This is a genomic window from Vibrio sp. V12_P9A6T4, from assembly GCF_963874835.1.
Lineage (GTDB): Bacteria > Pseudomonadota > Gammaproteobacteria > Enterobacterales > Vibrionaceae > Vibrio > Vibrio anguillarum.
This window is the reverse complement of record NZ_CAWNJO010000061.1, coordinates 20,326-32,495: the sequence shown is the minus strand read 5'-3', so window position 1 is coordinate 32,495 and position 12,170 is coordinate 20,326. Positions and strand designations below refer to the sequence as shown.

Here is a 12,170-nt window from a genome sequence, read left to right as displayed (position 1 = left end):
GCTCAGGAATGGGTGATGCCTCTGGTTGTTAATTCGTTTTCATCCCTTGTTATTTCGTTGTTATTGTTTTCGTTATGAAAATTATTTCGTGATCATCGTCATTAAAATGAAAGCCAATTCTTTTAATTTGAAATTTAAAGTGGAAGTATAAATACGTACTTTGACACTAAGCCAATAACAACAATGAGGTTTGATTATGGAATGGATAATTCACGGAGCGGAATGGTTTATCGGACTATTTCAAAAAGGAGGAGAGGTGTTTACGGGGATGGTAACCGGTATTTTACCTTTATTAATTGCACTGCTGGTGGCGATGAATGCGCTTATCCGATTGGTGGGTCAAGAACGAGTGGAGAAACTGGCACAGAGTAGTGCTGGCAATCCGATCTCTCGCTATTTGATATTGCCAGTTATCGGCACCTTCATTTTCTGTAACCCGATGACATTGAGTCTCGGTCGTTTTTTACCTGAACGTTATAAACCTTCCTATTACGCGGCGGCTTCATATAGCTGTCACTCGATGAATGGTTTGTTTCCGCACATTAACCCTGGTGAGTTGTTTGTCTATCTAGGTATTGCTAGTGGCCTGACAACGCTCGGTCTGCCGCTTGGACCTCTTGCGGTTAGCTATTTGTTGGTTGGTATGGTGACTAATTTCTTCCGTGGGTGGGTCACTGACTTCACTACAACTATGGTTGAACGTCAACAGGGTGTTCAGTTAGAGCGTCAGGTTCACGTAGGTTAATGGGGCAATAAAAATGACGAAAGTATTACGTATACAGAAAGGTAGTGGCGGTTGGGGTGGCCCATTGGAGTTGCCGATCGAAGCCGATAAAAAGGTGTTTTACATTACGGGTGGTACTCGCCCTGCAATTGTCGACCGTATTGTTGAGCTTACCGGTTATGAAGCGGTTGATGGTTTTAAAACTAGTGTGCCCGATGAAGACATTGGCGTAGCGGTCATCGACTGTGGTGGAACATTGCGCTGCGGTTTGTATCCCAAAAAACGGATACCGACAGTTAATATTCACGCTACGGGTAAAAGTGGACCATTGGCTGAATTCATCACTGAAGATATTTATGTATCGGGTGTGCGTGAGTGTGACATTCAACTAGTAGGTAGCGAGGGTGGATCAATGCAACCACCACTAAGAGATGAACTCTCTAACGAGAGTCTGGCGACAAACAAATACGATACGAGTAAAAAACTAACTCAGCAAAGTGACAGCTTGTTGGCTCGGATTGGCATTGGGATGGGGTCGGTGATGGCGACCTTCTACCAAGCTGGGCGTGAAGCCATTGATACCATTTTGAAAACGATTTTGCCGTTTATGGCATTCGTCTCAATGCTGATTGGGGTGATCATTGCCTCTGGTTTGGGCGATGTGATCGCGCATGTATTGACGCCTTTGGCGCAAAATCCACTAGGGTTAGTAACGCTCGCGTTGATCTGCTCGTTCCCGCTGCTTTCTCCATTCCTTGGCCCCGGTGCGGTTATCGCTCAAGTTATTGGTGTATTAGTCGGCACCCAAATTGGTCTTGGCAATATACCACCACATCTCGCGTTGCCCGCTTTATTTGCCATCAATGCTCAAGCGGCTTGTGATTTCATCCCGGTTGGGTTGGGTATGGCGGAAGCTAAGCCGAGAACCGTTGAAATAGGTGTTCCTTCGGTACTGTATTCACGCTTCCTTACGGGCGCACCTACCGTTCTACTGGCTTGGTTTGTGTCTCTATTTATCTATCAATAGGAGGGGAGAGCAATGTCGCCACTATATCAAGTCAAGATCGAGAGCATTGGTGAGTTTGCCAATAGTGCGTTGGAAGACGATATGATGATCATCTTCAGTAATATTGCCCCAAAAGATGCGGCAGAGTATTGCTTCATCCACACGCATGACGCACTCAAGGGGAATATCAAACCCGGTGGTGTGATGCAATTGGGAAGGTATCAGTATCCGATTACAGCGGTTGGTGAGGTGGTCAATCAAAACCTTGCAGAGCTTGGGCACATTACCATACGGTTTGATGCCTTAGTTGAAGCTGAATATCCGGGTTGTCTTCATGTCAATGGTGATCGACCTCAGCAAGTGCGCTGCGGTGATGAAATTGTCTTTTTAAATTAATAGTCAGTATGGGTGCTCTATGCCTACGATGGGGCACCCTCTAAGTAAGGTGTAAGTTATGAGTAAAGTTGCGTTAGTGGTTGGTGGTGGTCAGACTCTAGGTGAATTTCTGTGCTTAGGTTTGGCTAATGAAGGTTACCGAGTTGCGGTCGCCGATTTAAATGGTTGCAGTGCTGAAAAGGTGGCTAATAGAATTAATCAAGAATACGGCCAGGCTACAGCACTGGGTGTGGAGGTAGATGCCACCAAAGAGCAAAGTGTAGTGAATATGGTTAGGCAAATAGATGAATTTTTTGGACGGATTGATCTGCTGGTTTACAGCGCTGGTGTGGCTCAGGCTGGCAAGATTGACGGTTTCCCACTGACTGCTTGGCAGCTATCGATTGACGTAAACCTAACGGGGTATTTCCTCTGTGCACGAGAAGTATCAAAAGTAATGATTCGTGAACAACGTGGTGGGCGCATTATTCAGATCAACTCAAAGTCGGGTAAAGTGGGTTCAAAGCATAACAGTGGTTACTCAGCGGCCAAATTTGGTGGGGTTGGCCTGACTCAGTCACTTGCGTTAGATTTAGCGGAACACAAAATCACGGTGCATTCTTTGATGTTGGGTAACTTGTTGAAAAGCCCTATGTTCCAATCACTGCTACCTCAGTATGCGAAAAAATTGGGTGTACCGGAATCAGAGGTTGAACAGATTTATATCGATAAAGTGCCACTTAAGGCAGGATGTGAATATCAGGATGTTCTCAATGTACTGAAGTTTTACGCCAGCGATGAAGCCGCCTATTGTACTGGTCAATCGATCAATATCACGGGTGGTCAGGTAATGTTCTAATCCATCCCCCATGGATTAAGCCCTATGCTCCTAGAATAAGGGCAGATTATATTGGGCAGGCGTTATGCTTGCCCCTTTTTGACAAGAGGTATGAGATGGACTCAACAACGGTACTTATTTATTTTGCTGCAGGAGCTTGGATGATACAGATCGTCTTAGGTTATTTGCAGATTCGATCTTTTAATCGGATGCTTCAATCTATGACTCATAAAGGGAAAGTCAAGATAGGCCGCACCCAAAGCCGATGGAAACCGCGTACCGTACTGGTGTTGGTTGAAGATGAAGATCAGCATGTTGTAGATGCCCAAGTGATGAAGGGTATTTCTGTATTTGCTAGACCAAAGACACTAGATCAACTCATTGGTCAATCACTACCTATCCCTGAATCACTCATATTTCAACTGGATTCTAATGTTCAAGAAGCGTTAAACGTCGCAATTTCTAGGCAGTAATGAAAGAATGTTCCCCCTTTTCCTTTTAAGTTGAAAGGGAACTATTGTAAACTGCTATCAGTTTAATAATGAAGTTGATGCTATGAATTTAGATAACAGAAGAGCGCAGTTGCTGGATTATCTGCGTGTTAATGGGAAAACGTCAGTGAATGATCTGGCCGATACCTTTGAAACATCAGGAGCTACAATACGCAGTGATTTACGTTCGTTAGAGGAAGAAGGGCTTGTTATTCGCCGTTACGGAGCAGCTGAAGCTTGTATCGCTAATAGTGTCATTTTGGAAGACCGTTCGATGGATGAAAAGCAGACGGTGAACCTTGAACGTAAATGCTTAATCGCTAAAGCCGCTTCACAACTGGTCAAGGATGGGGATTCGATCATTCTGGACTGTGGCAGTACCACACTGCAGATGGTGCCGCATTTTGAACAGGTGATGTCACTGACATTGATGACGAACAGTATTCACATCGTAAACGCAGTAGCGAATTTGGATGCGGAACATACTGTATTGGTTCCGGGCGGAACGTATCGCCGAAAATCAGCGTCTTTCCATGGCACGCTGGCAGAGCAAGCATTTAAACAGTTTTCTTTCGATAAACTCTTTATTGGTGCTGATGGTTTTGACCTCGCGCAGGGAACAACAACCTACAACGAAGCGTATCAAGTCAGCCAGGCGATGTGCCAAGCAGCCAATCAGATCATTGTCGTGACCGATTCAAGTAAGTTTGGCCGTCGTAGTCCTAACGTGGTGGTTCCGCTAGATAAAATCGATATAGTTGTCACAGATAACCTTATCGCAGCAGAGGATCGGACGTATTTGGAAGAGAAAGGTATCCAAGTGATCACCGTTGGCTCCTAAGTCACTCCATAAACCCCATTTATGAAAGGAGGCCAGTTGGCTTTCTTTTTATTTTGTCGCCGATTTCAATTTTTTACTTTTAAAATAAAAGTTATCGGTGATTGAATTCACGCTTTTCTCTTTTGCCTCTTTTTCAATATATCAATAACGGAAACACTCCGACTATCCCCACATAATTTAAGAGCCGAAGGTATGGATTGGATAATCGAGGGAGCGGAATGGTTTATTGGTCTGTTTGAGAAAGGCGGTGAAGTGTTTAGCGAAATGGTGGCACAAGTACTCCCAGTGCTGATCTGTTTATTAGTTGCCATGAATGCGCTGATCCGTTTTATTGGCCAACAGCGCATAGAAGTGTTAGCTCAGAAAAGTGCGTCTAATCCTATATCTCGCTATTTGCTCTTGCCGACAGTAGGAACCTTTGTTTTTTGTAATCCCATGGTGCTCAGCCTAGGGCGTTTCTTACCTGAAAAGTACAAACCTTCTTATTATGCCTCTGCCTCCTACAGTTGCCACACCATGAATGGTATGTTCCCTCATGTAAATCCTAGTGAATTGTTTATTTATCTAGGCATTGCCGCTGGGATCACTCAACAGGGCTTATCGCTCGGTCCTCTCGCTATTTCCTATTTGCTGGTTGGCTTAGTGACCAACTTTTTACGCGGTTGGATAACCGATATGACGACTATGTTTGTGGCTAGACAACAAGGTGTAGTATTCAGCGATAAAGTCGATCTTAACGTGGTTGAGGAAAAATGATGACGGTATTGAAAGTAAACCGAGGGCAGGGTGGATGGGGTGGCCCGCTATTCATTCCGGTTGAGGTTGACAAGAAGATCATCTACATCACAGCAGGGACTCGTCCCCATTTTATTGATGAGATGGTGGCGTTGACGGGCATGCAAGCGGTTAACGGCTTTGAACATTTCGTTCCCGATGAACGAGTCGCTTGTGTAGTGATTGACTGTGGTGGCACATTGCGTTGTGGGCTTTATCCCAAAAAAGGTATTCCGACATTAAATATCCATGCTACAGGCCAAAGTGGCCCTTTAGCACAGTATATTCAGGAAGATATTTATGCATCTGGCATACGCAGTGGTTGTTTTTCCTTGGTAGATGATCACAAAACCACGTTTTGTGAGCCAATCCTATCTCAGCCCCAATCCATTGACACGACGAAGAAGCTTAGCCAACAAACAGATAGCTTACTGGCTAAAGTGGGGATCGGTATGGGCTCGGTGATGGCGACCTTTAATCAGGCTGGGCGTGAAACCATTGATACCGTACTTAAAACCATTCTGCCTTTTATGGCGTTTGTTTCAATGTTGATTGGGGTTATTCTCGCGTCTGGGTTAGGTGATTTAATTGCTCATACTTTGGAGCCATTAGCAGGGAACCCGATCGGTTTACTGACGATTGCTTTGATCTGTTCATTTCCGTTTCTGTCACCCTTTCTTGGACCAGGTGCGGTGATTGCGCAAGTGATCGGTGTACTTATCGGGACTCAGATCGGTATGGGAAATATCCCACCGCACTTAGCATTACCCGCTTTGTTTGCCATAAATGCTCAAGCTGCTTGTGATTTCATCCCTGTAGGGCTTGGCCTTGCAGACGCTAAGCCCGAAACGGTACAGGTCGGTGTGCCTTCGGTACTTTACTCTCGTTTTCTTACAGGTGCGCCAACGGTGCTGATTGCTTGGCTTATCTCATTCTTCATTTATCAGTGAGGGCATATGCTTCAGTATCAAACGACGATTTTGTCCGCTGGCGATTATGCTAAAGACTCACTGCATGATGATATGGTGATTTTATTCGGCCCGAGCGCCCCTGATGCGGTGAAGGAATATTGCTTCATACACTCGGGATCTTCGTTGTATGGATTGATTGACCACAACACCACTTTATTAATTGGGGATCTCGGTTTTGTTGTGACGGCAGTCGGCAGTGTGGCGAACCAAAATCTTGCGGAGCTTGGGCATGTAACACTTAAATTTGACGGTCAGCGAATCCCAGAATTGCCGGGTACCATCCATTTACTCGGTCCTAAATTAGAAGTGCTTCAACATGGTGATGTGCTGATGTTTGGTTAAAATGGTGGAATGTGGCTTGATTGTGATTAGGCATATCTAAGAAAAAAGGCTCCTGTTTTAAAAGGAGCCAAATAGCTGGTAAGCGCTGTCGTATCGGTACGATTCATGAGCTTGATAATGATATGGTTCATGATGATAGTGGGAGCTTCACCCAATAAAAGGGACTGATTTTGCATAAGATTGACGCATAGCATCAAGTTCAGGATTAGGCTGTCGTTAGTATCGCTATTGGTTCGAATAGTGAGTAAAAATGACATTCGGAGATTTCAACTATAATTAACGAACAATTAAAGCGTGCCGCGCCGAACAAGGTTGCGCACAACAAGAAAGGAATGAGCAGCAAGATGAAAAAAATGCTGATGTTTCTATTATTGCTGCTTGGGCTGGCGGGCTCGGGGGCTGGCTATTACTTTCTTTACTATCTTCCCGAGCAAGAAGCACTGCAGGCCGATTCGTCGAGTTCGAACGATGAAGAACAAGTGCCAACCACTGAGGCGGCTCCTAAAACGGCCTTGCCACCAAAACCGCTTGTTAATGATTTATATGTCGATTTAGCAAGGCTCGGAGTAAGAGAAAAGCCCGATGCACAAGCGTTTGTTGAGCGGGTTCTATACCGTGGTGATAAGGTTAAAATCTTGGAGCGCAAAGCAGGTTTTGGCCGCATTACCGATTATTTTGTCTATGAGGAAAACGGGCCGGAAGTCGCGGAGTGGATACCTTTGGATGGTTTAGTGGAGCAAGCCCCGCTGATCACGGCAGAGGAGCGCCGTAAAACGGTCACGCAGTACATTGCGAATTCGGATGATTTTAAACTCTATGAAACGGCTTTTGTGCAGAAAACCGATGAGTTGCTGAAAAATGAAACCTGCGTACCAGAAGATTTTGAAGAGCTTGGTGGCTGGGTAAAGTCGCTCAAATATCAAGAACGTGAGGTTTATTTTGTGTATTGTGGTGGCCGCAAGTTAGCCAACAAAATTTACTTTGATATACAAAGCAAAGAAATATTTTACGCTTCTCATTAGCTAAAGTGATAAGAGCATTTAGATCTTTTTACTTGAGGCTTATGGTTGTCAGGAATATGATGCCTGCTTGAGTTGAGAGGAATGATTTTTTCATGCATTGGCACTTTATTAAATATGTCTGGTTTACGCTTCTTGCGGTGGTTCTGCCTTCGCAAGCGTTCGGCTATTTAATTGAGAGTGAAACGCACAGCCACGCTGAACGTAAAGTTATCCTACAACATGGTGAAAAAACCTCGCTCACGGCGATTGTTCATCAGCAAACATTGCCTCAAGCTATTGCTATTCAACAACCTATCTCTGATCAACAAGATAAACAAACGGCTCCACCCGTATCAAAATCGCTTCACTCAGACACTTCTGCTGCAATCGTCACCGCATCTCGTTGGGGAGTAACTTCCCGAGTCGTTGAATACGATGGCCCCACTTTTGTCGATAACACGCCCAATTACGACGTCACCGTCGCTCCCTTTAGGCTTTATCTTTTTCCTGTCGCTGAGTTGGCGGCATGGCAAGCTCGCCCCTATAGTTCTAACCACAGAATTTCTGGTTGGAAAGAAACGAATGCCATGTATGTGGCGTTAAATAGCCAGTACTGATCCCTCTTACTTTATATCAAGTGACAAAGTCACTCGCTTGTTCATTTAACTTGTTCATTTAAAGTAATAACAACTCAGCTTTGCTGAGAGGATTGGTATGAAAAAAACACAAAATAAAAAGGCGTCAGCACGTCTTATTAATCACTATTCTGCGTGGAAGTATATCGTATTGGCCGCCACTTTGGTTGTGCTTGCCTTGAGCGCTATACCCACCTGGTACGGCGAACAGCCGTCGATTCAACTGCAAGTCTCCGCTAAAAATGAGACGCTTAATTCAGTCGTGGAATTAACTCATCTACTCGAAAAAAACGATATTGCGGTACAAAACATACAGCAGCAAGGTGGGAAAACGACCTTAGTCTTTGCTGATGAAGTCCAGCAAACACACGCCAGAGAATTACTCGATGGCATGATTGAAAAAGAAGACAGTATTACGTTCTCTTACGTTTCGGTTGCACCAACATGGTTGACAAATTTAGGTTTTAACCCGATTAAACTAGGGTTGGATCTGCGTGGTGGTGTGCAATTTTTGCTGAACGTTGACGTGGATAAAGCGTTCCAAGAGCAGCGTGACAGCATGATCGATACCGTGAAAGATAAGCTTCGTGACGAGCGTCTTCGCAGCGTGAAAGTTAGCTCTGAAGGTATTGATGGCTTCAAAGTAATGAGCAATTCAGCGGAAGATCTCAATAAAATCAATGCATTTCTTAAAGAGACTTACTCAGGGTGGGATATCCAACGCTCTTCTGATCAACTGCTGATCAAGCCTTCAAAACAGAATCGAGTCGATTTCCAATCAACGACGCTGCAACAGAACCTCAAGATTATGCGTGATCGCATTGAAGAGCTAGGCATCACTGAAGCTATGGTTCAGCGCCAAGGTGAACACAGCATTCGTATCGAATTACCGGGCGTGCAAGACCCATCACAAGCGAAAAACGTGATTGGTGCGACGGCGAGCCTTGCTTTTTATGAGGCGAAATCACCCAGCGAAGCGTTTACGTCGCAAGACATTGTGCTAAAAGATGAAAATGGCCGCAATGTTGTACTTACTAAACGCCCTGTATTAACCGGCGATCACATTGTTAATGCGCGCGCAGGTATTGACCAAGTGGGAATGTCTGAGGTCAACATCTCGCTTGACCACGCGGGTGGCAAAATCATGAGTGATTTTTCATCCAAGCATATCGGTAAGCCGATGGCGACCGTGTACCGTGAATACACCACCAATGCTCGTGGCGAAACAGAGCGTAGCGAAAAAGTGATCAGTGTTGCGACCATTCAATCGCAGCTGGGTAGCCAATTTAGAATCACTGGTGCAGGTTCGATGGAAGAAGCACAGCAGCTGGCTTTATTGCTGCGCGCTGGTTCATTAACCGCGCCTGTGACTATCGTAGAGGAGCGTACCATCGGCGCTTCATTGGGCGCAGAAAACATTCAAAATGGTTTTGCCGCATTAGCCTTAGGTATGGCATTAACGCTGACTTTTATGGCGCTTTGGTATCGCCGTTTAGGTTGGGTGGCGAACGCGGCGTTGCTGTTTAACATGGTGTGTCTCATTGGTCTGATTGCCTTATTGCCGGGTGCTGTGCTGACCTTGCCGGGGATTGCAGGTCTAGTTTTGACGGTTGGCATGGCCGTCGATACCAACGTGCTAATTTTTGAACGCATCAAAGACAAAATTGCAGAAGGACGTAATTTCGCCCAAGCGATTGATTCTGGGTTTAGCAGCGCCTTTAGCACCATTCTTGACGCCAACGTCACCACTATGATCACCGCCGTGATTCTGTATTCGATCGGTAATGGTCCAATCCAAGGCTTTGCCCTGACCTTAGGGCTCGGCATTATGACCAGTATGTTCAGCGGTGTGTTTGCTTCGCGTGCGGTTATCAATCTCATTTGGGGACGAGATGCTCGTCGTGATGTAAGGGTATAAACATGATTGATTATTTGAAAAGCCATATTCGTCCAATTCGTTACATCACGAGCGTACTTTCTGTGACATTGATGCTGATCTCATTAGTGGCGTTTGGTGTGAAAGGCCTCAACATGGGTTTGGATTTTACTGGTGGGATGGTCACCGAAGTCACGGTCGATAAAACCCTCACCAACAAAGAGTTACTGCAAGCGTTGAAACCTACATTAGGAGATTCAACGATGCTCACCAAAGCAGGTGAAGAAGGACGTTGGGTTATCCGCTACGCTCTTCCTGAAAGCGATCAAGAGACGCCTAACATTCCAACTTTGCTCAGCGACGTCTCTGAGCATGTGACGGTGGTGAGCAACAGTATGGTCGGCTCGCAAGTGGGACAAGATCTGGTGGAGCAAGGTAGTTTAGCGTTGATGATCTGCTTACTGTGTATCTTAGGTTACTTGTGTTTCCGCTTTGAATGGCGTTTAGCGAGCGGCTCGTTGTTGGCCTTGCTGCATGACGTTATTTTAGTGCTCGGTTTCTTTGCTCTGACACAGATGGAGTTCAACCTAACCGTGTTTGCGGCGGTACTGGCGGTATTAGGTTATTCATTGAACGACTCCATTATCATTGCCGACCGTATTCGTGAATTGCTCGTGGCCAAGCAAAGTACGCCAACCAAAGAGATTACCGACCAAGCCGTGATTGCGACGTTCTCACGCACTATGGTGACTTCGGGTACGACATTACTCACCGTTTCCGCATTGTGGTTAATGGGCGGGGAGCCGCTTGAAGGGTTTGCTATTGCAATGTTCATCGGTATTATTTCTGGAACTTGGTCTTCAATCTCAATCGGGACTGTGTTACCAGAGTGGTTGAAACTTGAACCTAAACATTACTTGCCCGTAGTGGTGGATTCCGCGCCTTAGTATTTCTGCGCATGTCATTTAAAGTGAAGTAAAAAAATCCGCCTTATGCACAGGCGGATTTTTATTGGTAGTTGACTATAAATTACGGTAGGAAGTGTAATTTATAGTTCTTTATCTTTACTCAGTGACAGCAACCAAAGTGAAATGGCGGCAACCACCGCAAAGCCGCCGAAGATAATAACAGGCATCGCGCTGTAACCAAGAATATGCCAAATCACCGATTCTAATGTACTCATGGGTTAATTCTCCTATTGCCAGCCTTCAACGCCTTGCATGTCTGGCAGTTTATGTGCAATACCTTTATGGCAATCGACACAGGTTTTTTCACCACTAGCAAGGGCGGTAGAGTGCTGTTTGGCACTGCGTGGACCTTGCTCTGAAAAATCCATGTATTCGAACTCATGGCAGTTGCGGCACTCTAATGAGTCATTATTTTTCAATCGTGACCACTCACGCTCCGCGAGATGTGCTCGACGTGCTTGAAACTTTTCGGGTGTGCTAATGGTGCCTAATACCACATGAGCAAACAACTCTTTGGATGCTTGCACTTTGCGGATAATCTTGTCTGTCCACTCATGGGGAACATGGCAGTCAGAGCAGATAGCACGTACGCCGGAACGGTTAGAATAGTGAATCGTCTCTTGGATCTCAGACACAATTGGTGCATGACAGCCTGAGCAGAATTCTTCTGAGTTTGTTGCTTCCATACCGGTGTTAAATGCGCCCCAAAATAGCAGACCACCTGCAAACCCCATGAACAATACGATGCCAACGGCCGCTTTACTTGGGCTTGTGAGCCTTTTCCAAAACGCTTTTAATAATTTCATAAATAGCCTCTTAAGTTATTATCTGGCTACGATTAGCGAAGTGAATCAACGGATTTGAACTCATTTTCCACCAAAGGCTTCGCAATGGCTTGCGGTACATGGCACTGTAAACAGAAGTAACGGCGCGGTGAGACGTCAGCTAGCACCGCATCTTCACGGTTAACATAGTGGGTCACACTGATTTTGGTTGCGCCCATCTCTTTGGCATTTTTCCAACTGTGGCAAGCAAGGCACTTATTGGCGTTTAGCGACACTTCGTAGCCACGAATGTTATGCGGGATCAAAGGTGGCTGATAGACATATTCGCTTTCAAGCGCTTGATCTCTTGGGTACTTCTTAAAGTCGTCTGCAGGACGAGTCTCTTCAAGTTGCGTTGCGCCACGCAGCGATTCCAGCCCACCGTTGCCGCCGGGGTTATTCAGTTCCGCCTGTACCGTTTGGCCAAATAAAGCCCCAAAAGATAAAAGGGCGATCAGTAGTTTTTTCATCTTAAATTCTCCGCCTAATGGCTCATTCTGAGAT

The 12,170-nt window shown here is 45.5% G+C and carries 16 protein-coding genes; 13 read left to right on the top strand and 3 right to left on the bottom strand.

The features are described from left to right. Positions 1-196: 196 nt before the first annotated feature. The 13 genes from srlA (AACQ42_RS10615) (at position 197) to secF (ending at position 10,821) form a co-directional block, all read left to right on the top strand. Positions 197-745 (top strand): PTS glucitol/sorbitol transporter subunit IIC, encoded by a 549-nt coding sequence (srlA, locus tag AACQ42_RS10615; RefSeq protein ID WP_038148604.1) that lies wholly within the window; start codon positions 197-199, stop codon positions 743-745. 13 nt (positions 746-758) lie between these two features. After that, complete coding sequence (gene srlE, locus AACQ42_RS10610) at positions 759-1,751, top strand: PTS glucitol/sorbitol transporter subunit IIB (RefSeq protein WP_019281637.1); 993 nt, start codon at positions 759-761, stop codon at positions 1,749-1,751. Positions 1,752-1,763: 12 nt separating this feature from the next. Continuing rightward, complete coding sequence (locus tag AACQ42_RS10605; RefSeq protein ID WP_064626695.1) at positions 1,764-2,126, top strand: PTS glucitol/sorbitol transporter subunit IIA; 363 nt, start codon at positions 1,764-1,766, stop codon at positions 2,124-2,126. Positions 2,127-2,184: 58 nt separating this feature from the next. Beyond that, entirely contained in the window at positions 2,185-2,964 is a 780-nt protein-coding gene (gene srlD / locus AACQ42_RS10600) for a sorbitol-6-phosphate dehydrogenase (protein ID WP_013868508.1), read from the top strand. A gap of 95 nt (positions 2,965-3,059) precedes the next feature. After that, a complete protein-coding gene (locus AACQ42_RS10595; protein ID WP_013868509.1) occupies positions 3,060-3,416 on the top strand; it encodes a transcriptional regulator GutM in 357 nt (118 codons plus the stop codon). 82 nt (positions 3,417-3,498) lie between these two features. Further along, entirely contained in the window at positions 3,499-4,275 is a 777-nt protein-coding gene (srlR, locus tag AACQ42_RS10590) for a glucitol operon DNA-binding transcriptional repressor SrlR (RefSeq protein ID WP_013868510.1), read from the top strand. A 192-nt stretch (positions 4,276-4,467) separates the two neighbouring features. Beyond that, positions 4,468-5,031, top strand: a complete 564-nt coding sequence (srlA, locus tag AACQ42_RS10585) for a PTS glucitol/sorbitol transporter subunit IIC (protein WP_094166353.1) — start codon at positions 4,468-4,470, stop codon at positions 5,029-5,031. Next, positions 5,028-5,999 carry a PTS glucitol/sorbitol transporter subunit IIB gene (srlE, locus tag AACQ42_RS10580; protein WP_017045368.1) on the top strand — a complete coding sequence of 324 codons (972 nt, stop codon included), beginning with the start codon at positions 5,028-5,030 and terminating at the stop codon, positions 5,997-5,999. Before srlA (AACQ42_RS10585) ends, srlE (AACQ42_RS10580) begins: the two co-directional genes overlap by 4 nt. A 6-nt stretch (positions 6,000-6,005) precedes the next feature. Continuing rightward, the gene (locus AACQ42_RS10575; RefSeq protein ID WP_013868513.1) at positions 6,006-6,362 is read left to right on the top strand and encodes a PTS glucitol/sorbitol transporter subunit IIA; all 357 of its coding nucleotides are present in this window, start codon (positions 6,006-6,008) and stop codon (positions 6,360-6,362) included. Between the two features lie 344 nt (positions 6,363-6,706). Then, complete coding sequence (locus tag AACQ42_RS10570; protein WP_231564213.1) at positions 6,707-7,384, top strand: SH3 domain-containing protein; 678 nt, start codon at positions 6,707-6,709, stop codon at positions 7,382-7,384. A 92-nt stretch (positions 7,385-7,476) separates the two neighbouring features. Further along, positions 7,477-7,980, top strand: coding sequence for a hypothetical protein (locus AACQ42_RS10565; protein WP_013868524.1), 504 nt, complete (start codon positions 7,477-7,479; stop codon positions 7,978-7,980). 97 nt (positions 7,981-8,077) lie between these two features. After that, positions 8,078-9,916, top strand: coding sequence for a protein translocase subunit SecD (secD, locus tag AACQ42_RS10560; protein WP_017046966.1), 1,839 nt, complete (start codon positions 8,078-8,080; stop codon positions 9,914-9,916). Between the two features lie 2 nt (positions 9,917-9,918). Beyond that, positions 9,919-10,821, top strand: coding sequence for a protein translocase subunit SecF (gene secF, locus AACQ42_RS10555; protein ID WP_017042927.1), 903 nt, complete (start codon positions 9,919-9,921; stop codon positions 10,819-10,821). 101 nt (positions 10,822-10,922) lie between these two features. Here secF and AACQ42_RS10550 read toward each other — a convergent pair whose 3' ends face one another. From AACQ42_RS10550 to AACQ42_RS10540, 3 genes are read right to left on the bottom strand one after another with little or no spacing between them, the layout of a single operon-like run. Continuing rightward, positions 10,923-11,057, bottom strand: a complete 135-nt coding sequence (locus AACQ42_RS10550) for a TIGR02808 family protein (protein WP_094166351.1) — start codon at positions 11,055-11,057, stop codon at positions 10,923-10,925. Between the two features lie 12 nt (positions 11,058-11,069). Beyond that, positions 11,070-11,648, bottom strand: coding sequence for a NapC/NirT family cytochrome c (locus AACQ42_RS10545; protein WP_094166350.1), 579 nt, complete (start codon positions 11,646-11,648; stop codon positions 11,070-11,072). 32 nt (positions 11,649-11,680) lie between these two features. Further along, positions 11,681-12,136: a nitrate reductase cytochrome c-type subunit gene (locus tag AACQ42_RS10540; RefSeq protein ID WP_013868529.1), complete on the bottom strand. Its 456-nt coding sequence runs from the start codon at positions 12,134-12,136 to the stop codon at positions 11,681-11,683. Positions 12,137-12,170 lie beyond the last annotated feature (34 nt).